This is a genomic window from Streptomyces sp., assembly GCF_036566765.1.
Lineage (GTDB): Bacteria > Actinomycetota > Actinomycetes > Streptomycetales > Streptomycetaceae > Streptomyces.
On the sequence record NZ_DATCVQ010000075.1, the window covers coordinates 1 to 24999 of the forward strand.

Annotated in this window: 19 protein-coding genes; 13 read left to right on the forward strand and 6 right to left on the reverse strand. The window is 69.6% G+C overall.

The annotated features are described in order from the left end of the window. Positions 1–73: 73 nt before the first annotated feature. Genes VIU94_RS04415 through VIU94_RS04425 form a run of 3 tightly spaced genes read right to left on the reverse strand, consistent with a single transcriptional unit; the run spans position 74 to position 2938 of the window. On the reverse strand, positions 74–484 hold the full coding sequence (locus VIU94_RS04415) for a hypothetical protein (RefSeq protein WP_331907737.1): 411 nt from the start codon (positions 482–484) through the stop codon (positions 74–76). Next, the gene (locus VIU94_RS04420) at positions 481–1320 is read right to left on the reverse strand and encodes a PaaX family transcriptional regulator (protein WP_331907739.1); all 840 of its coding nucleotides are present in this window, start codon (positions 1318–1320) and stop codon (positions 481–483) included. The genes VIU94_RS04415 and VIU94_RS04420 overlap by 4 nt, the downstream gene beginning before the upstream one ends. Positions 1321–1324: 4 nt before the next feature. Next, positions 1325–2938, reverse strand: a complete 1614-nt coding sequence (locus VIU94_RS04425) for an AMP-binding protein (protein ID WP_331907741.1) — start codon at positions 2936–2938, stop codon at positions 1325–1327. A 121-nt stretch (positions 2939–3059) separates the two neighbouring features. Between VIU94_RS04425 and VIU94_RS04430 the strand changes: the two genes are divergently transcribed. The 3 genes from VIU94_RS04430 to VIU94_RS04440 all read left to right on the forward strand — a co-directional run bounded on the left by VIU94_RS04430 (position 3060) and on the right by VIU94_RS04440 (position 6319). Then, on the forward strand, positions 3060–4265 hold the full coding sequence (locus VIU94_RS04430) for an acyl-CoA dehydrogenase family protein (protein ID WP_331907743.1): 1206 nt from the start codon (positions 3060–3062) through the stop codon (positions 4263–4265). Further along, positions 4262–4660: a RidA family protein gene (locus VIU94_RS04435; protein ID WP_331907745.1), complete on the forward strand. Its 399-nt coding sequence runs from the start codon at positions 4262–4264 to the stop codon at positions 4658–4660. The genes VIU94_RS04430 and VIU94_RS04435 overlap by 4 nt, the downstream gene beginning before the upstream one ends. A 111-nt stretch (positions 4661–4771) precedes the next feature. Further along, positions 4772–6319, forward strand: coding sequence for an MFS transporter (locus VIU94_RS04440; protein ID WP_331907747.1), 1548 nt, complete (start codon positions 4772–4774; stop codon positions 6317–6319). 32 nt (positions 6320–6351) lie between these two features. Here VIU94_RS04440 and relB read toward each other — a convergent pair whose 3' ends face one another. Both relB and VIU94_RS04450 read right to left on the reverse strand, forming a co-directional pair. Then, positions 6352–7881 carry a type II toxin-antitoxin system RelB family anti-toxin gene (gene relB, locus VIU94_RS04445; protein ID WP_331907749.1) on the reverse strand — a complete coding sequence of 510 codons (1530 nt, stop codon included), beginning with the start codon at positions 7879–7881 and terminating at the stop codon, positions 6352–6354. Positions 7882–7942: 61 nt separating this feature from the next. Then, complete coding sequence (locus VIU94_RS04450) at positions 7943–8347, reverse strand: VOC family protein (protein WP_331907751.1); 405 nt, start codon at positions 8345–8347, stop codon at positions 7943–7945. Between the two features lie 286 nt (positions 8348–8633). Between VIU94_RS04450 and acnA the strand changes: the two genes are divergently transcribed. Continuing rightward, positions 8634–11363, forward strand: a complete 2730-nt coding sequence (gene acnA, locus VIU94_RS04455) for an aconitate hydratase AcnA (RefSeq protein ID WP_331907753.1) — start codon at positions 8634–8636, stop codon at positions 11361–11363. Positions 11364–11456: 93 nt separating this feature from the next. Further along, positions 11457–11759 carry a hypothetical protein gene (locus VIU94_RS04460; protein WP_331907755.1) on the forward strand — a complete coding sequence of 101 codons (303 nt, stop codon included), beginning with the start codon at positions 11457–11459 and terminating at the stop codon, positions 11757–11759. Here VIU94_RS04460 and VIU94_RS04465 read toward each other — a convergent pair. Then, a complete protein-coding gene (locus VIU94_RS04465; RefSeq protein ID WP_331907757.1) occupies positions 11756–15556 on the reverse strand; it encodes a GH92 family glycosyl hydrolase in 3801 nt (1266 codons plus the stop codon). The two genes, VIU94_RS04460 and VIU94_RS04465, sit on opposite strands and share 4 nt — an antisense overlap. A 431-nt stretch (positions 15557–15987) precedes the next feature. Here VIU94_RS04465 and ngcE point away from each other — a divergent pair, with 431 nt between their 5' ends. The 8 genes from ngcE to VIU94_RS04505 form a co-directional block, all read left to right on the forward strand. Next, positions 15988–17427: an N-acetylglucosamine/diacetylchitobiose ABC transporter substrate-binding protein gene (ngcE, locus tag VIU94_RS04470; RefSeq protein ID WP_331907759.1), complete on the forward strand. Its 1440-nt coding sequence runs from the start codon at positions 15988–15990 to the stop codon at positions 17425–17427. Between the two features lie 49 nt (positions 17428–17476). Then, the gene (locus tag VIU94_RS04475) at positions 17477–18406 is read left to right on the forward strand and encodes a carbohydrate ABC transporter permease (RefSeq protein WP_331907761.1); all 930 of its coding nucleotides are present in this window, start codon (positions 17477–17479) and stop codon (positions 18404–18406) included. A 15-nt stretch (positions 18407–18421) separates the two neighbouring features. After that, positions 18422–19354, forward strand: a complete 933-nt coding sequence (locus VIU94_RS04480) for a carbohydrate ABC transporter permease (RefSeq protein ID WP_331907763.1) — start codon at positions 18422–18424, stop codon at positions 19352–19354. A gap of 152 nt (positions 19355–19506) precedes the next feature. After that, a complete protein-coding gene (rok7B7, locus tag VIU94_RS04485; RefSeq protein WP_331907765.1) occupies positions 19507–20718 on the forward strand; it encodes an ROK family transcriptional regulator in 1212 nt (403 codons plus the stop codon). A gap of 122 nt (positions 20719–20840) precedes the next feature. After that, entirely contained in the window at positions 20841–21938 is a 1098-nt protein-coding gene (locus tag VIU94_RS04490) for a sugar ABC transporter substrate-binding protein (RefSeq protein WP_331907767.1), read from the forward strand. Positions 21939–22125: 187 nt separating this feature from the next. Continuing rightward, on the forward strand, positions 22126–22920 hold the full coding sequence (locus VIU94_RS04495; RefSeq protein ID WP_331907769.1) for an ATP-binding cassette domain-containing protein: 795 nt from the start codon (positions 22126–22128) through the stop codon (positions 22918–22920). Next, positions 22917–24215, forward strand: coding sequence for a sugar ABC transporter permease (locus VIU94_RS04500; protein WP_414720886.1), 1299 nt, complete (start codon positions 22917–22919; stop codon positions 24213–24215). The genes VIU94_RS04495 and VIU94_RS04500 overlap by 4 nt, the downstream gene beginning before the upstream one ends. 237 nt (positions 24216–24452) lie before the next feature. Beyond that, a partial coding sequence (locus VIU94_RS04505; protein ID WP_331907771.1) for a 1-deoxy-D-xylulose-5-phosphate synthase N-terminal domain-containing protein occupies positions 24453–24999 on the forward strand: 547 nt, incomplete at its 3' end.

The window sequence follows — 24999 nt, forward strand, 5'->3', positions numbered from 1 at the left end:
CCCCACCGCCGCCACTTGACCACGTTCGCGGCCACCAGCCACGTCGGCTCGTACGTGCTCTGCGGCTCCTCGGTCACGACGGCAGCCACCTCGGCCACCACGGCGGCACATTGCTGCTCGGGCAGAGCCCGGAGTCCCCGGGATAGTCCGCCGGGGTCGCCTGCGCGGCCAGGTACCACCAGGCCAGCGCGGCCACCACGAGCAGGACGACAGCCACCTGGGCCGACGCCCGTGCCGATCGCGGCCCGCGCACCGTCGCCCAGCGGGCGAGGACCGCGGCCGTCACGGCGATGCCGGCCGTGGCGCCGGTCAGGATCAGCAGCTCGACATTGTGGGCGAAGCGGTGCGGCGGCTCCCAGGCGGCGTCGCAGTACGAGCGCGCCGACGCCGTCAGCGCGCTCGCTCCGTACGCGGCGAGCACGCCGACCAGGCCCGCGGCGCCCCAGGACAGCCACTGGAGCCGGGAGACGGGATGTGCGCTCATGACTCGGAAGGACGAGTTCCGGAATCGTACGGTTGCACGAACCGCGCGCCCGCGTCCCGCAGCCGCTCGTGCAGCGCCGCGAACACCTCCGCCGAGCGCGCACCCGGCCAGCCCGCCGGGAGCAGCTCCGGCGGAAGGCCGGGATCGAGGTACGGCAGCCGCCGCCAGGAGTCCAGCGTCGGCAGGTAGTCCCGGTAGGCGTCCTCCGGCGGGGTGTCCGGGCGGGCCTCCCAGGCGTGCAGCACCGGCTCGTACACGGCGAGGAAGTCCTCGTGCGCCTTGGCGATCGCCGCCAGGTCCCACCAGCGCCCGACCGCCTCCGCCGTCGGCGCGAAGCCCAGGTGGGCGCCCCGGAACAGGTCCACGTACGGGTCCAGGCGCAGCCGCTCCAGGGTGTGCCGGGTCTCCTCGTACAGCCGGGCCGGGGCGATCCACACGCCCGGGGCGGCCGTGCCGAAGCCGAGGCCGCCGAGCCGGGAGCGCAGCAGGTGCCGCTTGTGCCGCTCGGACTCGGGGACCGAGAAGACCGCGAGCACCCAGCCGTCCGACAGGGACGGCTCGGCGCGCGCGTAGATCCGGCGGTCGCCGTCGTCGAGGAGCTGCCGCGCCTCCGCCGACAGGGCGTACCCGGCGGCCCGGTCGGCCGTGCGCGCCGGGAGCAACAGCCCGCGCCGCTTCAGCCGGGACACCGACGAGCGCACCGAGGGCGCGTCCACGCCGAGCACCCCGAGCAGCCGGATCAGCTCGGCCACGGGGAGCGGCGCGTCGTCGGGGATGCGCCCGTACGCGCCGTACAGGGAGACGATCAGGGAACGGGGGGTGTGCTGCTCGGCCACGTGATCACTCTAGATCGCGCAGCCGGTAGCGCTGCAGTTTCCCCGTCGCCGTGCGCGGCAGCGCGTCCAGGAAGACGATCTCGCGGGGGCATTTGTACGGGACCAGCCGGGTCTTCACGAAGGCGCGCAGCGCGTCCGCCGTCCGGGTGTCCCGGGGCACCCCCTCCCGTACCACCGCGTACGCCACCGCGATCTGGCCGCGCAGCTCGTCCGGCCGGCCCACCACCGCCGTCTCCAGGACGTCCGGATGGGCCAGCAGGGCCTCCTCGACCTGCGGACCCGCGATGTTGTACCCGGCCGAGACGATCATGTCGTCGGCGCGGGCCACGTAGCGGAAGTAGCCGTCCGGCTCGCGCACGTAGGTGTCGCCGGTGAGGTTCCAGCCGCCGCGCACGTACTCGCTCTGCCGGGGATCGGCCAGATAGCGGCAGCCGACCGGGCCGCGGACGGCGAGCAGGCCCTCCTCGCCGTCCGGTACTGCTGCGCCGGCCGCGTCGACGACCCGGGCCTGCCAGCCGGGGACGGGGACGCCGGTGGTGCCGGGGCGGATGTCGCCCTCGGCGGCCGAGATGAAGATGTGCAGCAGCTCGGTCGCGCCGATCCCGTTGATCAGCCGCAGACCGGTCCGGTCCCGCCAGGCCTCCCAGGTCGCGGCGGGCAGGTTCTCGCCCGCGGAGACGCAGCGGCGCAGCGAGCCGAGGTCGTGGCCGTTCATCTCGTCGAGCATCACCCGGTACGCCGTCGGCGCGGTGAACAGCACCGACACCCGGTGCTGGGGCACGGCGTCGAGCAGCTGCCGGGGACCGGCCTGTTCGAGCAGTACGGCACTGGCCCCCGCCCGCATCGGGAAGATCACCAGACCGCCCAGCCCGAAGGTGAACCCGAGCGGCGGGCTGCCCGCGAAGACGTCGTCCGGGCCGGGCCGCAGCACCTGGGCGGAGAAGGTGTCCGCGATCGCCAGGACGTCCCGGTGGAAGTGCATGCACCCCTTGGGGCGGCCGGTGGTCCCGGAGGTGAAGGCGATCAGCGCCACGTCGTCCGCGGCGGTCGGCACCGCCTCGTACGTGTCCGGCTTGCCGATCGCCAGCGAGAGCAGGTCGTCGGGGGCGTCGCCGCCGAAGGCGGTGATCCGCAGCCCCGGCGCCTCGGCCTTGACCAGGTCGTCGACGGTCCGCACATCGCACAGCGCGTGCGTGCAGCGGGCCATCTCGCAGATCACGGCCAGTTCCCCGGCGCGCTGCTGGGCCAGCACGGTGACGGCCACCGCGCCCGCCTTCATCACCGCCAGCCAGCAGGCCGCCAGCCAAGGGGTGGTCGGGCCGCGCAGCAGCACCCGGTTGCCGGGGCGGACGCCGAGGTCGTGGGTGAGCACATGGGCGATCCGGTTCACCCGTTCGCGCAGCTGGCCGTACGTCCAGACGGCGCCGGACGCGTCGCGGAAGACCGGCCGGTGCGCGCCGAACCGCTCCGCGGTGCGGTCCAGCAGTTCGGTCCCGCAGTTGAGCCGTTCCGGATAGCGCAGATCCGGCAGGTCGAAGAGCAGTTCCGGCCACTGCCCGGGTGGCGGCAGATGGTCGCGGGTGAAGGTGTCCTGGTGCGCCGAGGGTGTCAGCTCCATGGGTTTCGCCCCTTGTCGTGGTGGGGTCGCCCAATGAGCGTATCGTGATGGTGACGACAGTCAACGGTTCGCGATAGAGCTGGTGGGAGATCCGACCGACGCGACGGAAGTGGGGGCCAGAATGCCCGAATTCTCGCTCGATCCGGCACATGTCGACTGGTGCGCCTCGCTGCGCGCCCTGGCCGCGGACCGGCTCCGCCCGCTCGCCGAGAAGGGCGAGCCGGGCCGGGTGAACCGTCCGCTGATCGCCGCGCTCGGCGAACTCGGGCTCCTGGAGCGGCTGTTCTCCTCCGGCGCGCTGGAGCTCTGCCTGCTGCGGGAGTCCCTGGCCAGCGCCTGCACGGAGGCCGAGACCGCGCTCGCCCTGCAGGGGCTGGGCGCCCATCCGGTGGCCTCGGCCGGCACCCCCGCGCAGCGGGCCCGCTGGCTGCCCGAGGTCGTCGCGGGGCGGGCGGTCGCCGCGTTCGCGCTCAGCGAGCCGGACGCCGGGTCGGACGCCGCCGCGCTGGCGCTGGACGCCGCGCCGGACGGGGCGGGGAGCGGGGCCGGTGGCGGCTGGCGGCTGACCGGTGAGAAACGCTGGATCTCCAACGCCCCCGAGGCCGACTTCTACACCGTCTTCGCCCGCACGACCCCGGGCGCCGGGGCCCGGGGCGTCACGGCCTTCCTCGTCCCCGCGGACCGCCCCGGCCTCACCGGCAGTCCGCTCGACATGCTCAGCCCGCACGCCATCGGGGCCCTCGCCTTCGACGGCGTGCCCGTCGGTCCCGAGGACGTGCTCGGCGAGCCGGACCGCGGCTTCAAGGTCGCCATGGACACCCTGAACCTGTTCCGGCCGAGCGTCGGGGCGTTCGCCGTCGGCATGGCCCAGGCCGCGCTGGACGCCGCCCTCGCCCACACCGCAGGCCGCCCCGCCTTCGGCGGCGTCCTCGCCGACCTCCAGGCCGTCGCCCACCAGGTCGCCGAGATGGCCACCCGCACGGAGGCCGCCCGGCTGCTCGTGTACGCGGCGGCCGCGGCGTACGACTCGGGCGCGCCGGACGTGCCGCGGCGCTCCGCGATGGCGAAACTGCTCGCGACCGAGACCGCGCAGTACGTCGTCGACGCCGCCGTCCAGCTGCACGGCGCCCGCGCCTTGCAACGCGGCCACCTGCTGGAACACCTCTACCGGGAGGTGCGCGCGCCGAGGATCTACGAGGGGGCGACGGAGGTGCAGCGCTCGATCATCGCGAAGGAGCTGTACAGGCAGCACGGGGCCGCGGCCCGGCAGACACCGCCGCACGCCACCCCCACCCCCGCCCTCGACGACGAGGAGGCCCGAGCATGACGCTCCACCGCCACAATCCGGCCGAACTCTCCCCGCCCACGGGCTTCTCGCACGCCGTCACCGCCACCGGATCGCGGCTGGTCTTCCTCGCCGGCCAGACCGCGCTCGACACCGACGGCAAGGTGGTGGGGGAGACCCTGCCCGAGCAGTTCACCACCGCGCTCTCCAACCTGCTCGCCGCCCTGCGCCACGCCGGCGGCGCCCCCGCCGACCTGGCCCGGGTCACCGTGTACGCGACCGACGTCGCCGAGTACCGCGCCCACGCGGCCGAACTCGGCCGGATCTGGCGGCAGTTGGCGGGCCGTGAATATCCGGCGATGGCGGTCGTCGGCGTCGTCCGACTCTGGGACGACCAGGCCCGGGTGGAGTTGGACGGCTTCGCGGTACTGGACTGAGGGGCCGTGCCGGGGCGTTCTTGATCGACTGGTGAGTGATCGGCGGCTGGCTTATTTTCGAGGGGTGGACTGACCGGCCCACGGGACCCCGAGGTGGGGGCGCGATGCTCCATGACCCATCCCAAGCCGACGACACCAGCACGTGCCGCCGCCCCGAAGAAGGGCGACGGCAAGGGCATAGCCCTGTTCGTGATCGCTTCCTGCCAGCTGATGGTCGTTCTCGACATCACGATCGTGAACATCGCGCTCCCGCACATCCAGAGCGCTCTCGACTTCTCGACCACCAACCTGTCCTGGGTGGTCAACGCGTACACGCTGACCTTCGGCGGACTGCTGCTGCTCGGCGGACGCGCCGGTGACATCCTCGGCCGCCGCCGGACCTTCATCTTCGGTGTGCTGCTCTTCGGCCTCGCGTCCCTGCTCTGCGGCGTCGCCCAGACCAGCTGGCAACTGCTCGCCGCGCGTGCGCTCCAGGGCGTCGGCGGCGCGATCTCCTCCCCGACGTCGCTCTCCCTGATCACCACGAACTTCGACGAGGGACCGGAACGGAACAGGGCCTTCGGCGTGTTCGCGGGCGTCTCGGCGGGCGGCGGCGCGATCGGCCTGCTGGCCGGCGGCATCCTCGTCGAATGGCTCGACTGGCGCTGGATCTTCTTCGTCAACGTGCCGATCGCGCTGCTGATCGCCTTCCTCACACCGCGCCACGTCCGGGAGTCCGAGCGGCATCCCGGCAACTTCGACCTCATGGGCGCGCTGACGTCCACGCTGGGCATGGTGGCGCTGGTGTACGGCTTCATCCGCGCCGCCCAGCAAGGCTGGCGGGACCCGCTGACCCTCGCCTCGTTCGGCGTCGCGGTGGTCCTGCTGGTCTCGTTCATCCTGATCGAGCGGAGGTCGCGGCAGCCCATCACCCCGCTGCACATGTTCGCCGACCGGAACAGGGCGGGCACCTACGGGATGATGTTGTGCCTGGCGGCGGCGATCTTCGGGATGTTCTTCTTCCTGACGCTGTTCGTGCAACAGGTGCTGGGCTTCAGCCCACTGGAGGCCGGACTGGCGTTCCTGCCGGTCAGCGCGGTCATCGCGGTGGCGGCGGGCTTCACCTCCCAACTGCTGCCCAAGTTCGGCCCGAAACCCTTCATGGTGCTCGGCTCGCTGTGCCTGGCGGCCGGTCTGTCCTGGCTGACGCTGACCGACGTCCACTCCACGTACGCGGGCTCCATCCTCGGCCCGATGCTCGTCTTCAGCGTCGGCATGGGCCTGATGTTCGTCTCGCTGACCCTGATGGCCCTGTCCAACGTCGAACCGCACGAGGCGGGCGCCGCGTCCGGCCTGCTCAACGCGACGCAGCAGGTAGGCGGTTCGCTGGGCCTGTCGATCCTCGTCACGGTCTTCGGCACGGTCAGCCGCAACGAGGCCGACGACCAGGTCCCCGCCTTCCTGGCCCAGGCGACCCCCCTGGAAAAGGCCCAGTTCGCGAAAACCGGCGTACTCCCCCCACCCTGGGGCGACGAGGTCCTCTCCGCAGGCGTCTCCGCCGGCTTCATCGTCGCCGCGGCCTTCGCGATCGTCTCCTTCGTGATCTCCCTGGCCGTCATCAGGGTCCGCCCTTCCGACATAGAACGCCTGAAGGGCGGCATGGGCCCACCGTCCGGCTAGGGCCTGTCCGGCGAATCAGGGCCGGATAGGCCCTAGATGTCCCGGAAGATCTCGATCTGCGCGCCGACCGAGTTCAGTCGCTCCGCCAGGTCCTCGTAGCCCCGGTTGATGACGTACACGTTGCGCAGGACCGACGTGCCCTCCGCTGCCATCATCGCGAGCAGGACGACGACCGCGGGGCGCAGGGCCGGCGGGCACATCATCTCTGCGGCGCGCCAGCGGGTGGGGCCTTCGACGAGGACTCGGTGGGGGTCGAGGAGTTGGAGACGGCCGCCGAGGCGGTTGAGGTCGGTGAGGTAGATCGCGCGGTTGTCGTAGACCCAGTCGTGGATCAGGGTCTTGCCCTGGGCCACCGCCGCGATGGCGGCGAAGAACGGGACGTTGTCGATGTTCAGGCCCGGGAACGGCATGGGGTGGATCTTGTCGATCGGGGCCTCCAGCTTGGAGGGGCGGACCGTGAGGTCCACCAGCCGCGTGCGTCCGTTGTCCGCCGGGTACTCCGCCGAGCGGTCGTGGTCGAGGCCCATCTCCTCCAGGACCGCGAGCTCGATCTCCATGAACTCGATCGGCACCCGGCGGATCGTCAGCTCCGACTCGGTGACCACCGCGGCGGCCAGCAGGCTCATCGCCTCGACCGGGTCCTCGGAGGGGGAGTAGTCCACGTCCACGTCGATGTGCGGGACGCCGTGGACGGTGAGGGTGGTCGTGCCGATGCCCTCGACGCGGACGCCGAGCGCCTCCAGGAAGAAGCAGAGGTCCTGGACCATGTAGTTGGAGGAGGCGTTGCGGATGACCGTCGTGCCGTCGTGGCGGGCCGCGGCGAGCAGCGCGTTCTCGGTCACCGTGTCGCCGCGCTCGGTCAGCACGATCGGGCGGTCGGGGGAGACCGAGCGCTCGACCTGCGCGTGGTAGAGGCCCTCCGTCGCCGTGATGTCCAGGCCGAAGCGGCGCAGCGCGATCATGTGCGGCTCGATCGTGCGCGTACCGAGGTCGCAACCGCCCGCGTACGGCAGGCGGAAGCGGTCCATGCGGTGCAGCAGCGGGCCGAGGAACATGATGATCGAGCGGGTGCGGATGGCCGCCTCGGCGTCGATCGCCTCCATGTCCAGCTCGGCCGGCGGCACGATCTCCAGGTCGACCCCGTCGTTGATCCAACGGGTGCGCACACCGATGGAGTTGAGGACCTCCAGGAGGCGGAAGACCTCTTCGATCCGGGCGACCCGGCGCAGCACCGTGCGCCCCTTGTTGAGCAACGTCGCGCAGAGCAGCGCGACACAGGCGTTCTTGCTGGTCTTGACGTCGATGGCGCCGGAGAGCCGGCGTCGGCCGACGACTCGCAGATGCATGGGACCGGCGTAGCCGAGGGACACGATCTCGCTGTCGAGTGCTTCTCCGATGCGTGCGATCATCTCAAGGCTGATGTTCTGGTTTCCGCGTTCGATCCGGTTCACAGCGCTCTGGCTTGTGGCCAGGGCCTCGGCGAGCTGCGTCTGTGTCCAGCCGCGATGCTGACGGGCGTCGCGGATGAGCTTGCCGATGCGTACGAGGTAGTCGTCTGCCATGGCCGCAGGTTATCTCAGATATGAGATGGGGCTTGCGTTGAGGGTGTGTCATTCGGGTGATTCAGGGCGAAGTGTCCTGCGATGTGTCGCGTGTTGTGTCGTGCGTTGCCTCGTGCGACGCGTCATGGGCCGTGGGGTGACGCGGTTCATAGAGCGGCAGTTCGGCCCCGCTCGGCAGTCGCACCCCCGCGAGCAGGCCCCAGCCCTGGTCGCTGACGGACCGTGAGACCTCCGCGCCGCGCTGTTCGAGCCGGCGCAGCATCCGCTTGATGTCGTCGCACATCAGATAGAGCTCGTGTCGCGGCTCGCCCTGTGTCGGGTGCACCGCGAGCTCGGCCGGCGGCAGCGCGAAGATGAGCCAGCCCCGCCCCGCGTCGATGTGGCCGAGGCCCAGTACGTCCTTGAGGAACGCCCGGTCCGCTTCCGCGTCCGCCGAGTAGAGGATCACATGCGCGCCGCTGATCATGCCCCGATCGTCGCCCCGCCCCCCGTGCCCGGCAATCACACCGCCGCCGTACGGGGGCACCCCGCACGCCCTGTCCCGACGTCTCGGCGTGACGTCGGGCACGCCGGGCATGACCGGAAGGCAGGGATGCACTAGGGTTATCTCGACATCGAGATAACTGCTTACGGCGCACCGCGGCCGCCCACCTGGGTAAGGATTACCTAACTAAGTCTTACCTTAGCGGATCGGCGAGGAGTCGTGGCGGCAGCATGGCGGTAGAACGCGCACTTTGATGAAGGAGACTGTCGTGTCGGCGAACAGCTTCGACGCCCGCAGCACGCTGCGCGTGGGCGACGAGTCGTACGAGATCTTCCGGCTGGACAAGGTGGAGGGCTCCGCGCGCCTCCCCTACAGCCTGAAGGTCCTCCTGGAGAACCTGCTCCGCACCGAGGACGGCGCGAACATCACCGCCGACCACATCCGGGCCCTGGGCGGCTGGGACTCGCAGGCCCAGCCGAGCCAGGAGATCCAGTTCACGCCGGCTCGCGTGATCATGCAGGACTTCACCGGCGTGCCCTGCGTCGTCGACCTCGCCACCATGCGCGAGGCCGTCAAGGAGCTCGGCGGCGACCCGGCGAAGGTCAACCCGCTCTCCCCGGCCGAGCTGGTCATCGACCACTCCGTCATCGCCGACAAGTTCGGCACCAAGGACGCCTTCGGCCAGAACGTCGAGCTGGAGTACGGCCGCAACAAGGAGCGCTACCAGTTCCTGCGCTGGGGCCAGACCGCCTTCGACGACTTCAAGGTCGTCCCCCCGGGCACCGGCATCGTCCACCAGGTGAACATCGAGCACCTGGCCCGTACGGTCATGGTCCGTAACGGTCAGGCGTACCCCGACACCCTCGTCGGCACCGACTCGCACACCACCATGGTCAACGGCCTCGGCGTGCTCGGCTGGGGCGTCGGCGGCATCGAGGCCGAGGCGGCCATGCTCGGCCAGCCGGTCTCCATGCTGATCCCGCGCGTCGTCGGCTTCAAGCTGACCGGCGAGCTGCCCGCCGGCACCACCGCCACCGACCTGGTGCTCACGATCACCGAGATGCTGCGCAAGCACGGCGTCGTCGGCAAGTTCGTCGAGTTCTACGGTGAGGGCGTCGCCGCCACCTCCCTCGCGAACCGCGCCACCATCGGCAACATGTCGCCGGAGTTCGGCTCCACCGCCGCGATCTTCCCGATCGACGGCGAGACCCTGAAGTACCTCAAGCTCACCGGCCGCTCCGAGCAGCAGGTCGCGCTCGTCGAGGCGTACGCCAAGGAGCAGGGCCTCTGGCTTGACCCGTCCGCCGAGCCCGACTTCTCCGAGAAGCTGGAGCTCGACCTCTCCACGGTCGTCCCCTCCATCGCCGGCCCGAAGCGCCCGCAGGACCGCATCGTCCTCGCGAACGCCGCCGCGCAGTTCGCCCAGGACGTCCGCAACTACGTGGACGAGGCGGACGAGGCGGGCAAGGAGTCCTTCCCGGCCTCCGACGCCCCGGTGAACCACCCCAACGGCGGCCCGTCGAAGCCGGTCACCGTCACGGCCCCCGACGGCTCGACCTACGAGATCGACCACGGCGCCGTCACCGTCGCCGCGATCACCTCCTGCACCAACACCTCGAACCCGTACGTGATGGTCGCCGCCGCGCTCGTCGCGAAGAAGGCCGTGGAGAAGGGCCTGACCCGCAAGCCGTGGGTCAAGACCACCCTCGCCCCGGGCTCGAAGGTCGTCACCGACTACTTCGACAAGGCGGGCCTGACCCCGTACCTCGACAAGGTCGGCTTCAACCTCGTCGGCTACGGCTGCACCACCTGCATCGGCAACTCCGGCCCGCTGCCGGAGGAGGTCTCCAAGGCCGTCAACGAGCACGACCTGGCCGTGACCTCGGTGCTCTCGGGCAACCGTAACTTCGAGGGTCGTATCAACCCCGACGTCAAGATGAACTACCTGGCCTCCCCGCCGCTGGTCGTCGCGTACGCCCTCGCGGGTTCCATGAAGGTGGACATCACCAAGGACGCGCTCGGTGTCGACACCGAGGGCAAGCCGGTCTACCTGGCGGACATCTGGCCGACCGAGGCCGAGGTCAACGACGTCGTCGCCAACGCCATCGGCGAGGACATGTTCAACAAGTCCTACAGCGACGTCTTCGCGGGCGACGCCCAGTGGCAGGCGCTGCCGATCCCGACCGGCAACACCTTCGAGTGGGACACCGAGTCCACCTACGTCCGCAAGCCCCCGTACTTCGAGGGCATGACGATGGAGACCACCCCGGTCACCGACATCGTCGGCGCGCGCGTCCTGGCCAAGCTGGGCGACTCGGTCACCACCGACCACATCTCCCCGGCCGGTGCCATCAAGGCCGACACCCCGGCCGGCCAGTACCTCACCGAGCACGGTGTGGAGCGTCGTGACTTCAACTCCTACGGCTCGCGCCGAGGCAACCACGAGGTCATGATCCGCGGCACCTTCGCCAACATCCGCCTGCGCAACCAGATCGCGCCGGGCACCGAGGGCGGCTACACCCGCGACTTCACCCGGGCTGCGACTGCTGACGCGGCTCCGGTGTCGTTCATCTACGACGCCTCGCGCAACTACATCGAGCAGGGCACCCCGCTCGCGATCCTGGCGGGCAAGGAGTACGGTTCCGGCTCGTCCCGCGACTGGGCCGCCAAGGGCACCGCGCTGCTCGGCGTCAAGGCCGTCATCGCCGAGTCGTACGAGCGCATCCACCGCTCGAACCTCATCGGCATGGGCGTCCTGCCGCTGCAGTTCCCGGAGGGCGCCTCGGCCCAGACCCTCGGCCTGACCGGCGAGGAGACCTTCTCCTTCACCGGCGTCGAGGAGCTCAACAACGGCGTCACCCCGCGCACGGTCAAGGTCACGACCGACACCGGCGTCGAGTTCGACGCGGTCGTCCGCATCGACACCCCCGGCGAGGCGGACTACTACCGCAACGGCGGCATCATGCAGTACGTGCTGCGCAACCTGATCCGCGGCTGATCAGCGCCTGATCAGAACGGAACGACGAACCGGCCGTCACCCCCTCGGGGTGGCGGCCGGTCCGCGTTCGCCGGTCCTCCTATCCTGCGCGCCATGGACCCCGACGACGACCAGGACCCCGACCACGACCTCGACCGGCTCGACCGGGACGCGCTCCTCGCCGAGGCGAAACGCCTGCGCGCCGGCATCCGCGCCCACCGGGACAGCTCCGGCCACGACCTGTGCTGGCACCACCCCAACCTGTGGGGCCTGCTGCCCGAACCGATCGCCCCCGAGGTCGCCGTGCCGCCCTGGCCCCGCTTCCTGCGCGGCTGCGTGCGCTACCGCGAGTCCCTGGACCGCGAACTCCCGGCCGCGCCCGTGCACGACCGGGAGTACGAGGACGGGGCGCGTTAGCCGAGCAGCTCGACCTCCGCCAGCGCGCCGCCCGGACCCGACCGCGCCAGGCGGTACTTCGCGTACGTCCCCGGCGCCGCCACCGAGAACACCCGGGTCTGCCGGTCCCAGGCGAAGGACTCACCGGCGCGCCGGTCCAGGTCCCTCCAGGTCTCGCCGTCCGTCGAACCCTGCAGCACCCAACCGGCCGGCGCCGCGCCGCGCGCCGAGGAGGTCAGGGTGTACTGGACGGCCCGGACCGGCTTCGTCACCGGCAGGTCCACGGTGGTCAGCTCGCCCGCCGTGGCGGAGGTGTCGTCGCGCAGCGGACCGCTCCCCGTGGCGACGTCCCGCAGCGGCACGGGCGTCTTGTCGTCGGTCGTGATCGACACCGGAGCGGCCGACGCCCCCGTACCCCACGACGAAGGCTTCGGGCCCATCTCGAACTTCAGCGTGCCGCCCTTCGCCAGCAGGTCGTGCGGCAGCGCCGTCGAGCGCCACCGCTCTCCGTCGAGCTTCACATCCTGGACGTAGACGTTCCGCGCGCTGTTGCGCGGGGCCTCGACGACCAGGGTGCGGCCGTTGTCCATCCGGACGGTGGCCTTGGTGAAGAGCGGCGAGCCGATCGCGTACTCCCCGCTGCCCATGACCAGCGGGTAGAAGCCGAGCGCCGAGAACAGGAACCAGGCCGACTGCTCGCCGTTGTCCTCGTCGCCGTGGTAGCCCTGGCCGATCTCGCTGCCGGTGTAGAGCCGCGACAGCACCTCGCGGACCTTCTCCTGGGTCTTCCAGGGCTTCGAGGCCGCGTCGTACATGTACGTGACGTGGTGGGCGACCTGGTTGGAGTGCCCGTACATGCCCATCCGCACGTCGCGAGCCTCGGTCATCTCGTGGATGACGCTGCCGTACGAGCCGACGAACTCGGGGCTCGCCGTCTCCGGCGTGGTGAAGTACCGGTCCAGCTTCTGCGCGAGCGCTCCCCGGCCGCCGTACAGGTTCGCGAGGCCCCGCGAGTCCTGCGGCGCGGTGAACGCGTAGCCCCAGCCGTTGGTCTCGGTGTAGTCGTGGCCCCAGATCCGCGGGTCGTACTTCTCCGACTCCACCCGCCAGTCGCCCTTCAGGTCCCGGCCCTGGAAGAAGCCGGCCTTCGCGTCGAAGAGGCCGACGTAGTTGCGGGCGCGGTTGAGGAAGTACGCCGCCTCCTCCCGGTACCGGGGCTTCTTCGTCTTCGCGTGCAGCGCCTCGGCCATCTTCGCCAGGCCGTAGTCGTTGAGGTACCCCTCCAGAGACCAGGACAGGCCCTCGTGGGTCTCCGTGGAGGCGTAGCCGAGGAACGGCGAGGTCTCCATGCCCTTGCGGCCCACGCCCCGGGTCGGCGGCACGACCGTCGCGTTCTTCAGCGCCGCCTCGTACGCCGCCTCCGCGTCGAAGTCCACGCCCTTGACGTACGCGTCGGCGAAGGCGACGTCCGAAGACGTGCCGGTCATCAGGTCGGCGTAGCCGGGTGAGGACCAGCGGGAGATCCAGCCGCCGTCCTTGTACTGCTGCACGAACCCGTCGACCAGCTCGCCCGCCTTCTTCGGAGTGAGGAAGGAGTAGGCCGGCCAGGTCGTGCGGTAGGTGTCCCAGAAGCCGTTGTTGACGTACACCTTCCCGTCGACGATCTTCGCGCCGGTGCGCGTGGGCGTGTCCGGCCCGGTCATCGGGGAGAACGGGCTCGCGTACTTGTGCTCCGAGCCGACCTTCTCGAAGCCGGAGTTCGGGTACAGGTAGAGCCGGTAGAGGCTGGAGTAGAGGGTGACGAGCTGGTCGTGGGTCGCGCCCTCGACGGTGACCCGGCCGAGGAGCGCGTCCCAGGCGTCCTGCGCCTGCTCCCGCACCTCCTCGAACCGTGTGCCGGCCGGGATCTCGTCCGCCAGGTTCGCCTTCGCCTGGTCGACGGAGATCAGCGAGGTGGCCAGGCGCAGGGTGACCGTTCGGTCCGCGCCCGCGTCGAAGCGGAGGTGGCCCCGGACGCCCTGCGCGCTCGACGCGACGACCGGCGCGTCGAAGACGCCGTGCACGAACATCCGGGTCGCGCCCGTGGACAGACCGCTCTTGACGTCGGAGAACCCGGTGAAGGAGCGGCCGTCGGGGTCGAGCGTCAGACCGCCCTCCTCGGTGACGTTGTCGAACAGCACGCTCGCGTCACCGGCAGGGAAGCGGAATCGCATCATGGCCGCGTGGTCGGCCGGCGCCAGCTCCGTCTTGAGGCCGTTCTCGAACGTGACGCCGTAGTAGTGCGGCCGAGCGGTCTCTTTCTCGTGGCGGAAGGCGAGGGCGCGAGCGGCGCGCGAGGCGTCGGGGACGCCGGCGGCGGCCGAGGGCATCAGCTGGAAGGTCTGCCGGTCGCCCATCCAGGGGCTCGGCTCGTGACTCGCGCTGAACGCCTGGATCGTGGGCAGATTATCCGCGTTGTTCCCGCGCTGGTACTCGTACAGCCAGCTCTTGGAGGCGGCGTTGGTGACCGGCGTCCAGAAGTTGAAGCCGTGCGGGACGGCGGTCGCAGGGAAGGTGTTGCCGCGCGAGAACGAGCCGCTGGAGTTGGTGCCGCGGGTCGTCGAGGCGTAGTCGGAGAGCCGGTCGAGCCGCTTCTCGGGGGCCTTGGGCGCGAGCACCACGTCGTCGATCCAGCCCTGGAACTTCGCCGGGCCCTTGGGCGCGTCGTATCCGACGAGGATCCGGTCGACGGTCCGGCCGGCCGCGACCGCGCCGATCCGGGAGCTCACGTGGTTCCACTGGTTCACGTACAGGCGCTTGGCGGCGCCCTGCCCCTGCGGGGTGAGGAGTCCGCCGTGCGCGTCCGTGGCCCGCAGCTCGCTCAGGTAGGAGCCGTCGGTGAAGGCGAGGTCGACCGCGACATTGGCAGCCGGGTAGTTGAGGTCGGTCTCCGGCAGGGAGGGGTGGATCCGGTACGAGAGCTCGGTGTCCCGGCCGACCGGCACGTTCACGTCGAGAACCTTGTTGTACGAGTACGCCCGGCCGTCGGGCTTGTGCGTGCCCGCGTACCGCAGCGCCCGCTTCCCGGTGAAGCCGGCGTTCGCCTTGGCGGTGGGGGAGCCGCCGGGGCCGCGGTCGGGGTGGCTGCGCATGTCCTCGGGCACGGGGGAGGAGGTGTCGCCGTTGGAGAACTGGACGTCGGCGAGCTGGGTGATCCCCGTGGCGCCGTTGTTCCGGGTGATCTCCAGGCGGTAGTGCGCGTACGCCGTGGTGTTCTCGAAGGAGTAGCTCCGGGTCTCGAAGCGCTTGTCGAAGACCTGGTCCGCGCGGCTGTCGAGGATCCGCCAGTCCTTGCCGTCGGCAGAGCCCTTGAGCACCCAGTCGCGCGGATCGCGCTCGGCGGCGTCGTTCGCCGAGGTCAGCGCGTAGGTCACGACGCGGGTCGGCTCGGCCAGGTCGAACTCGACCCAGCCGGTGGGCTCGAACACCAGCCACTTGGTACCGGGTTGGAGGTCGACCAGGTTCTCCTTGGTCTCGCCGGCGCTCGCGTGCTCGCCGTTCGCCCGGACCTCGACCACCTTGTCCGTCACATTGCCGGGGATCCCGGCGGCGAACCCGCCGTCCACGCCCGCCGCCCGTTTGACGCCGGCGGGCGTGGTCTCGACGGTGTCGCGCCAGGCCGGCTGGGGTTCGCCCGCCTCGAAGGAGGTGCGGAACTCCCCGGCCGCGTCGCCCGGCGGCTCGGGTGCGGCCAGCGCGGTGCCGGGGAGGGCGCTCACGATCAGTGCGGCGGCCGCCAGCGCGGCGACCCTTCTGTGGGGAATGCGTCGGGTGTGCATGCCGCGTCGTTTCTCCTGTCACAGAGGCCCGACAAGGGCCGAGACAACGTTGTCAGTCGCCGTGCGCAGGCTTCAGTAGGGCGGCAAGTGGTAGGTGGTGTCAAGGGTGTTGACGCGCTCGAAGGGGTGGATTCGGTCATTCGACGGAGATTCCCGGGCAGCCTTCGATGATGACCCGTCAGGAATTTCCCGGAGGTCTCAACTCGGGAAAGACTGCCGACCAACCTTGCTTTCGATCTTGCTCCGTTGGCGGGAAGTGGACTATACCTGTCGGCGTCCGGCCAGTCGTGCCGCACACGACGGCGGAACGACTGCGAAACTGCACGAACCCAGCTGCAATTGACTGCGGTGGCGGGGCCCTTCGCCTCAGGCGAGCAGTACGGGCGACCGGCAAGCACCGCCTGAGTCCTGGAGAAGGCGAGGACTTGAGCATGGGATCCACCTCCGCCCACGACCATGAGGGCCTCGGCCGTCGCGATCTGATCAAGCGTTCTGTCGCTCTCGGTCTGATCTCGGTGCCGACGATGAGCTTCCTGTCCGCGTGTGCCTCCAGCGGCGGCGAGAACACGGACGAAAAGAAGCCCAAGGGGCAGACGTCCAAGGACAATCCGTTCGGCGTGGCCAAGGGCGGCAAGATCGACGTCGTCGTCTTCAAGGGCGGCTACGGCGACGAGTACGCCAAGGCGTGGGAAGCCTCCTTCAACAAGAAGTGGGGCGTCACCGCCACCCACACCGGCACCCAGGAGATCACCGGCAAGCTCCAGCCGCGGTTCAACGCAGGCAACCCGCCGGACCTCGTGGACGACTCCGGCGCGCAGAAGATCAAGATCGACGTTCTTCACAAGAACAACCAGCTGCTCGACCTCGCCGAGGTCCTCGACGCGCCGTCGGTCGACGACCCGTCGAAGAAGGTCCGCGACACCCTCATCCCCGGCACCCTCGACCCGGGCATGCAGGAGGGCAAGGTCGTCGCCCTCAACTACATCTACACGGTGTGGGGCCTGTGGTACTCCGGCAAGCTCTTCAAGGAGAAGGGCTGGACCGAGCCGAAGACCTGGGACGAGTTCCTCGCCATCTGCAAGGAGGCCACCGCGCAGGGCATCGGCGGCCTCGCCCACCAGGGCAAGTACCCGTACTACATCAACGTCGCCATCATGGACCTGATCGCCAAGAAGGGCGGTCTGGACGCCATGAAGGCGATCGACAACCTCGACCCCAAGGCGTTCGTCGGATCCGACGCCGCCAAGGCTGCCGTCGAGGCGATCTACGAGGTCGTGGAGAAGGGCTACTTGATGCCCGGCACCAACGGCCTGACCCACACCGAGTCCCAGACCCGGTGGAACCAGTACAAGGCCGCCTTCATCACCTCCGGCTCCTGGCTGGAGAACGAGCAGCTCAAGCAGACCCCGCCGGACTTCGACATGAAGTTCATGCCGATGCCGCTGCTGCCCGGCAGCAAGATGCCGTTCGAGGCGATCCGGGCCGGCTCCGGCGAGCCCTTCATCATCCCCGCCAAGGCCAAGAACCTCGCCGAGGCGAAGGAGTTCATGCGGCTGATGCTCTCCAAGGAGTGGTCGACGAGCTTCGCCAAGGAGGCCAACTCGCTCACCATCCTGGCGGACGGCGTGGACCCGAGCGTCAAGCTGCGGCCCGGCACGCAGTCGACCGTCGAGGTCTCCAAGAAGGCCGGCTCGAACACGTTCCGGTTCCTCTACACCGAGTGGTACAGCGAGATGGACACCGCCATCCAGAACGCGTCCAACGAGCTGATGGCCAAGCGCATTCAGCCCGCGGAATGGCTGAAGCGGGCGCAGGCCGCGGTCGACAAGGCGGCCAAGGACCCGGCGTCCAAGAAGAACCGCCGCGACTGATCTCGCACCGACCGCAGCATTCGCCGGGAACATCAGGAGCAGGAACGCCATGCGCAAAGGGCAGTACCAGTTCGTCGCGGGATTTCTCTTCGTCCCCGTGGCGCTCTATCTGGTCTTCGTCATCTGGCCGTACGTCCAGACCTTCGGCTACTCGCTGACCGACTGGAAGGGGCAGTCGCAGACCTTCTCGTTCGTCGGTCTGGACAATTACGTCGCGTTGTTCGAGGACGACATCTTTCTCGGTGCCGTCTGGCACAACATCCTGTTCCTGGTGTTCATCCCGGTGATCACCATTCTGCTCGCCCTGTTCTTCGCCTTCATGGTGAACGCGGGCGGGCGGAGCCGGGCCGGCGGCGTCTCGGGCGTCGCCGGGGCCGGGTTCTACAAAATCGTCTACTTCTTCCCGCAGGTGCTCTCGCTCGCGATTCTCTCGGTGCTCTTCGGCGCCGTGTACCGCAGCGACACCGGCGGCATGTTGAACGGCTTCCTGGCCAAGATCGGCCTGGTCGACCCGGGTAAGCCGGTCGAATGGCTCAACGAGCCCAACTTCGTGCTCTGGGCGCTGATCGCGGTCGTCGTCTGGCACGGGGTCGGCTTCTATCTGGTGCTTTTCTCGGCCGCGATGCAGTCCATTCCGCGGGACATCTACGAGGCCGCGCTCATCGACGGCGCCGGCCGCGCCCAGGCCTTCTTCCGCATCACGCTGCCGCTGCTGTGGGACTCGGTGCAGACCGCCTGGGTCTATCTCGGCATCGTCGCGATGGACATGTTCGTTCTCGTCTCCACCATGACCTCGGGCGACTACGGCGGCGGTCCCGACCACGCCAGCGAGACCATGTCGACCGTCATGATGCGGAACTTCCTCTACTTCGGAAAGAGCGGCTACGCCTGCGCCATGGGCGTCGTCATGCTGCTGCTCACCCTGATCCTGTCCGTGGTCACGCTGCGCGCCACCCGCCGCGAGCGCATCGAGTTCTGAGCGGGAGAGCCCACGATGAATGCACTCACCAAAGAGACCGGCGCCGACGGCGGCACGATCCCCCGGCAGCGCGCGGTCAGCAAGGGCGACGGCTCCGGCGCCCCGGCGAGCGAGGGCGTGGTCCTCAACGCCTTCTCGCACGGCTTCCTGGCCCTGTGGGCCCTGATGATCGTCCTGCCGCTGCTGTGGCTGGTGCTCAGCTCCTTCAAGACCGACACTCAGATCGCCGGGTCCGCCTTCGGCTGGCCGGCGAACTGGTCCCTCGACGTCTTCAGCCGCGCCTGGGACAAGGGCATCGGCGACTACTTCGTGAACACAGTGATCGTCCTGGTGTTCTCGGTGCCGCTGACCATGCTGTTCGGCTCGATGGCCGCGTACGTGCTGGCCCGCTACGAGTTCTGGGGCAACCGCCTCATCTACTACTTCTTCGTGGCCGGCGCGATGTTCCCGGTGTTCCTGGCGCTCGTCCCGCTCTTCTTCATGGTGAAGCTGCTGGGCATGCTGAACACGTTCCAGGGCCTGATCCTGGTGTACGTCGCCTACTCGATGCCGTTCACCGTGTTCTTCATGCACGCCTTCTTCCGCACGCTGCCCACCGCCGTCTTCGAGGCGGCGGTGCTCGACGGGGCCTCGCACACCCGGACCTTCTTCCAGGTGATGCTCCCGATGGCCAAGCCCGGCCTGCTCAGCGTCGGGATCTTCAACACGCTCGGCCAGTGGAACCAGTTCGTGCTGCCGACCGTGCTCATGCAGCCGCAGAGCGGCGACGACCCGGAGCGGTACGTGCTCACCCAGGGGCTGATCCAGCTCCAGCAGCAGCAGGGGTACGAGACCGACCTGCCGGTGCTGTTCGCCGGTGTGACGATCGCCATGATCCCGATGCTGGTCGTGTACCTCTCCTTCCAGCGCCAGGTCCAGGCGGGGCTCACTTCGGCGACCCTGAAGTAGGGCCCCGAGACAGCTTCAGGCCCCGGCGGGCGATGCCCGTCGGGGCTTCGGGCTGTCTGGACACCACCCCCACCAGGTCTTGACGGAGACGGAGGCCAAAGCGTCCCCTTAGAGTTCACATGTTGGAGAAAACGGCAGGAGTGAGTGAGTCGATGGAGACTCCCGGGTCGCAGACGTCTCTGCACAGGGCCAACCTCGAACGCGTCGTCCGAGCGGTACGTATGGCCGGATCGCTGACCCAGGCGGAGATCGCCCGGGCCACCGGCCTGTCCGCCGCCACGGTCTCCAACATCGTGCGAGAACTGAAGGACGGCGGCACGGTCGATGTCACGCCGACCTCCGCGGGCGGCCGCCGGGCCCGCGCCGTCTCGCTCTCCGGCGACGCCGGCATCGTGATCGGCGTCGACTTCGGCCACACCCATCTGCGGGTCGCCGTCGGCAACCTCGCCCACCAGGTGCTCGCCGAGGAGTCCGAGCCGCTGGACGTGGACGCCTCCGCCGCGGAGGGCTTCGACCGGGCGGAACGCCTGGTCACACGGCTGATCGGGAGCACCGGCATCGGCCGGGACAAGATCGTCGGGGTCGGCCTGGGCGTGCCCGGGCCGATCGACCTCTCGTCCGGCACCCTGGGCTCCACCTCGATCCTCCCGGGCTGGACCGGCATCAACCCGGCCGAGGAGCTCTCCCGCCGGCTCGGGGTGCCCGTCCACGTCGACAACGACGCCAACCTGGGCGCGCTCGGCGAGCTGGTGTGGGGGAGCGGCCGGGGGGTGAAGGACCTGGCGTACATCAAGGTCGCCAGCGGCGTGGGCGCGGGACTCGTCATCGACGGCCGGGTGTACCGGGGTCCGGGCGGCACCGCGGGGGAGATCGGCCACATCACGCTCGACGAGTCCGGCCCGGTCTGCCGCTGCGGCAACCGGGGCTGCCTGGAGACGTTCACTGCCGCCCGCTACGTGCTGCCGCTGCTGCAGTCCAGCCATGGCCCCGACCTGACCATGGAGCGGGTCGTGCAGCTGGCCCGGGAGGGCGACCCGGGCTGCCGGCGGGTGGTCGCCGACGTCGGCCGCCACATCGGCAGCGGTGTGGCCAACCTCTGCAATCTGCTGAACCCGAGTCGGGTGGTGCTCGGCGGCGACCTCGCGGAGGCCGGTGAGCTGGTCCTGGGGCCGATTCGGGACTCCGTCTCGCGGTACGCGATCCCCAGCGCGGCCCGGCAGCTCTCGGTGGCCCCCGGAGCCCTCGGGCAACGCGCCGAGGTGCTGGGCGCGCTGGCCCTCGCGCTGAGTGAAATGGGCGATTCGACCCTGTTGGAGAGTGCGTCGCCGGGCGCCGCGCCGGTCGCCGAGCATGCGTTCACTTAGATAACGGATGGCGTCGTTGTCATCTCGTTAAGGATTTACTTCTTGACGTCGACCTCGCGGCCGAGTTGACTTCCAGCCACCTCGGCCGCAACGACGCGGCCTCGTCAGGGAGGCAACCCCACATGAACGGAATGACGCGTCGCGTCGTCATAGGCACGGCCGCCGTATCCATGGCCCTCTCCATCGCCGCATGCGGCAAGGCGGGCGACGGCGGTTCGGACAACGGCGGCGGCGACGGCAAGACCATCGGTCTGCTGCTGCCGGAGAACAAGACCACCCGCTACGAGACCTTCGACCGCCCGATCATCGAGGCGAAGATCAAGGCCCTCTGCTCGGACTGCGAGGTCAAGTACAACAACGCCGCGCAGGACACCGAGACGCAGAAGAAGCAGTTCGACGCCCTCGTCACCCAGGGCGTCAAGGTGATCATCCTGGACTCGGTCGACTACAAGGCCACCAAGTCCTGGGTCCAGCAGGCCGAGAAGAAGGGCGTCAAGGTCGTCGCGTACGACCGGCTGGCCGAGGGCCCGATCTCCGCCTACGTCTCGTACGACAACGAGAAGATCGGCCGCCTGCAGGGCGAGGGCCTGGTCAAGGCGCTGGGCGCCAAGGCCAAGGAAGCCAACGTTGTCATGATCAACGGCTCGCCGACCGACCCGAACGCCCCGCTGTTCAAGAAGGGCGCGCACAGCGTCCTCGACACCGAGGTGAAGAAGGTCGTCTACGAGCAGGACATCCCGGACTGGTCCCCGGACGAGGCCAACAAGAAGATGGGCGCCGCCATCGACTCCCTGGGCAAGGACGGCTTCCAGGGCGTCTACTCGGCCAACGACGGCATGGCCGGCGGCATCATCACGGCACTCTCCAAGCAGGGCATCAAGGTCCCGGTCGGCGGCCAGGACGCCGAACTCGCGGGTCTGCAGCGGATCCTGAAGGGCGACCAGGCCTTCACCATCTACAAGCAGATCAAGCCCGAGGCCGAGACCACCGCCGAGATCGCGGTCGCGCTCCTCAAGGGCAAGACCATCGAGCCCTTCACGCCCGCCAAGGTCACCAGCCTCACCGGCGAGTTCAAGGACATCCCGGCCCGTCTCTACGACGCGCAGGTCGTGACCAAGGAGAACATCGCCTCCACGATCGTCGCCGACGGCGTCTACAAGGCCGCCGAGATCTGCACCGCCGAGTACCAGGCGCTGTGCACTGCGGCGGGCATCAAGTAGCCCGCACCGAGAACCGGTCCGGCGGACCCCGCCCCGTTCAACGCCCCGCAAGCGGGGGCGGGGCCGCCGGACTCCTCTCACCCCCCTCGCGTACGCGGCCCCCCGCCCGTACGCACCGCACGTCTCGCACCCCCCACGCGCGCGTGCTTTCCGCACCCCTCATCCCCGCCGGTCAGGCGGCAAGGAGATGATTCACGTGTCCGCTACGCCCGTGCTGGCGTTGCGCGGGGTCTCCAAGCGGTTCGGCGCCGTCCAGGTGCTCACCGACGTCGATCTGGAGATCCATGCCGGAGAGGTCGTAGCCCTCGTGGGCGACAACGGCGCCGGCAAGTCGACCCTCGTCAAGACGATCTCGGGAGTCCACCCGATCGACGAGGGCGTCATCGAGTGGGAGGGCCGCCCGGTCCAGATCACCAAGCCCCACGACTCCTCCGACCTCGGCGTCGCGACCGTCTACCAGGACCTCGCGCTCTGCGACAACCTCGACGTCGTCGCCAACCTCTTCCTCGGCAGCGAGCTGCGCTCCGCCTCCGTCCTCGACGAGATCGCGATGGAGAAGCGCGCCCGGGAGCTCCTGGACACCCTGTCCATCCGCATCCCCTCGGTCCGCATACCGGTCGCCGCGCTCTCCGGCGGCCAGCGTCAGGTCGTCGCCATCGCCCGCGCCCTGATCGGCGACCCGAAGGTCGTCATCCTGGACGAGCCCACCGCCGCCCTCGGCGTCGAGCAGACCGCACAGGTGCTCGACCTCGTGGAGCGGCTGCGCGAGCGCGGCCACGGCGTCATCCTCATCAGCCACAACATGGCCGACGTGCGCGCCGTCGCCGACCGCGTCGCCGTGCTCCGGCTCGGCCGCAACAACGGCGTCTTCGACGTCGCCGACACCACCCACGAGACGATCATCGCCGCCATCACCGGTGCCACGGACAACGCCGTGACCCGTCGGCAGGCGCGCCAGGCCACGAAGGAGGACGCGAAGTGAGCGACCTCGCCAAGACCCCGCTGCCCACCGACAGCGCCGAGCCGACGGACACCTCCGCCGCCCCGATCCCGGCCGTCGACCCGCGCCTCCTCGTCCGCGAGGAGGGACTCAAGGGCTACTGGACCGAGTTCCTCCGCAAGATCCGCGGCGGCGAGCTCGGTTCCCTGCCGGTCGTCCTCGGCCTGATCGTCATCGCGATCGTCTTCCAGGCCCAGAACCCCAACTTCCTCTCCGCGAGCTCGGTCGCCAACATCGCGGTGTACTCCTCCGGCCTCGGCATCATGGCCGTCGGCATCGTCTTCGTCCTGATCCTGGGCGAGATCGACCTGTCGATGGGCTCCGTCGCGGGCGTCGGCGCGGCCGTCTGGGCCGTGCTCAACGTCAGCAACGGCATGAACGACCTGCTCTCGGTCGTCCTCGCGGTCGCCGCCGGCCTGCTCATCGGCCTGCTGCACGGCTTCTTCTTCGCCAAGATCGGCGTCCCGGCCTTCGTGGTCACCCTCGCCGGCTTCCTCGGCTGGAGCGGTCTGCAGATCTGGCTCATGGGCAAGGAGGGCTCGATCAACGCCCCCAGCGGCTCGATCGTGGAGAACCTCACCGCGTACTACTTCGAGGACAAGGCCGCCGCGTACGGCCTGGCCCTCGTCGCGGTCCTCGCGTACGCCGGCTCGCTGCTGCTCGACTCCAAGCGGCGCAAGGCGGCCGCCCTGCCGGCCCGCCCGACCAGCGAGATCGTGCTGCGCACCGGCGTCGTCGCGATCATGAGCTTCGTCGTCGCGTACGTCCTGAACGAGCCCGAGGGCGCCCGCGGCCTGCCGCTCGCCCTGGTGCTCTTCGTGGCCGTCCTGGTGATCGCCGACTTCGTCGCCCGCCGCACCCTGTTCGGCCGCAAGGTCTTCGCGGTCGGCGGCAACGCCGAGGCCGCCCGCCGCGCGGGCATCAACGTGGACCGGGTCCGGATCATCGTCTTCGGCCTCTCCGGCATGCTCGCCGCCTTCGGCGGCCTCTTCGTGGCCAGCCTCTCCGGCGGCGCCACCAAGAGCCTCGGCTCCGGCAACACGCTGATGCTGGTCATCGCCGCGGCCGTGATCGGCGGCACCAGCCTCTTCGGCGGCCGCGGCAAGGTCTGGTCGGCACTCCTGGGAATGATCGTGATCCAGTCGATCCAGCAGGGCCTGAACATGATCGGCATGGCCAACGAGATCCAGTACATGATCACCGGCGCGGTGCTGCTCGCCGCCGTCGTGATCGACTCGATCTCCCGGCGCACCCAGAAGACCGCCGGTCGCGCCTAGAACGCGCCCGGACCGACGCAATCGGTCGGAACGCGTAAGAAACCCCACAGTGCCCCGGCGCCGCGAACCGGCGCCGGGCACTGCTGCGTCCGGACCAGTGGGATCGCCACCCGGGGCACCGGCGTGTCGGCCACCGGAGTGACACAGAACCCCTGCCCTGAGACTTCCGGTCTCCGGCGGAACATTAGACTCGACAAAATCGGCAAGCTCGACCAGCTCAAACGCAAGGAGGCACGGGTGGCTCTGCTGACCCGTATCAAGGGGCCGCGCGATCTGGACCGGCTCTCCCCGGAACAGCTGGAGCAGCTGGCCGCGGAGATCAGGACGTTTCTCGTGGACGCCGTCTCCAAGACCGGCGGCCACCTCGGCCCCAACCTCGGTGTGGTCGAGCTGACCATCGCGCTGCACCGCGTCTTCGACTCCCCCAGGGACAAGGTCCTCTGGGACACCGGCCACCAGAGCTACGTCCACAAGCTGCTCACCGGCCGTCAGGACTTCTCGAAGCTCAAGATGAAGGGCGGCCTGTCCGGCTACCCCTCGCAGGCCGAGTCCGAGCACGACGTCATCGAGAACTCGCACGCCTCCACGGTCCTCGGCTGGGCCGACGGACTCGCCAAGGCGAACGAGGTCCTGAAGAAGGACGACCACGTCGTCGCCGTCATCGGCGACGGCGCGCTCACCGGCGGCATGGCCTGGGAGGCGCTGAACAACATCGCCGCCGCCAAGGACCGCCCGCTCGTCATCGTCGTCAACGACAACGAGCGCTCCTACGCCCCGACCATCG

What these genes read in the sequence shown, in the direction of transcription:
- VIU94_RS04415 (WP_331907737.1), bottom strand. Translation starts at nt 484, where the DNA reads ATGAGCGCACATCCCGTCTCCCGGCTCCAGTGGCTGTCCTGGGGCGCC.
- VIU94_RS04425 (WP_331907741.1), bottom strand. Translation starts at nt 2,938, where the DNA reads ATGGAGCTGACACCCTCGGCGCACCAGGACACCTTCACCCGCGACCAT.
- VIU94_RS04430 (WP_331907743.1), top strand. Translation starts at nt 3,060, where the DNA reads ATGCCCGAATTCTCGCTCGATCCGGCACATGTCGACTGGTGCGCCTCG.
- VIU94_RS04435 (WP_331907745.1), top strand. Translation starts at nt 4,262, where the DNA reads ATGACGCTCCACCGCCACAATCCGGCCGAACTCTCCCCGCCCACGGGC.
- VIU94_RS04440 (WP_331907747.1), top strand. Translation starts at nt 4,772, where the DNA reads ATGACCCATCCCAAGCCGACGACACCAGCACGTGCCGCCGCCCCGAAG.
- relB (WP_331907749.1), bottom strand. Translation starts at nt 7,881, where the DNA reads ATGGCAGACGACTACCTCGTACGCATCGGCAAGCTCATCCGCGACGCC.
- VIU94_RS04450 (WP_331907751.1), bottom strand. Translation starts at nt 8,347, where the DNA reads ATGATCAGCGGCGCGCATGTGATCCTCTACTCGGCGGACGCGGAAGCG.
- VIU94_RS04460 (WP_331907755.1), top strand. Translation starts at nt 11,457, where the DNA reads ATGGACCCCGACGACGACCAGGACCCCGACCACGACCTCGACCGGCTC.
- VIU94_RS04465 (WP_331907757.1), bottom strand. Translation starts at nt 15,556, where the DNA reads ATGCACACCCGACGCATTCCCCACAGAAGGGTCGCCGCGCTGGCGGCC.
- ngcE (WP_331907759.1), top strand. Translation starts at nt 15,988, where the DNA reads ATGGGATCCACCTCCGCCCACGACCATGAGGGCCTCGGCCGTCGCGAT.
- VIU94_RS04475 (WP_331907761.1), top strand. Translation starts at nt 17,477, where the DNA reads ATGCGCAAAGGGCAGTACCAGTTCGTCGCGGGATTTCTCTTCGTCCCC.
- VIU94_RS04480 (WP_331907763.1), top strand. Translation starts at nt 18,422, where the DNA reads ATGAATGCACTCACCAAAGAGACCGGCGCCGACGGCGGCACGATCCCC.
- rok7B7 (WP_331907765.1), top strand. Translation starts at nt 19,507, where the DNA reads ATGGAGACTCCCGGGTCGCAGACGTCTCTGCACAGGGCCAACCTCGAA.
- VIU94_RS04490 (WP_331907767.1), top strand. Translation starts at nt 20,841, where the DNA reads ATGAACGGAATGACGCGTCGCGTCGTCATAGGCACGGCCGCCGTATCC.
- VIU94_RS04495 (WP_331907769.1), top strand. Translation starts at nt 22,126, where the DNA reads ATGATTCACGTGTCCGCTACGCCCGTGCTGGCGTTGCGCGGGGTCTCC.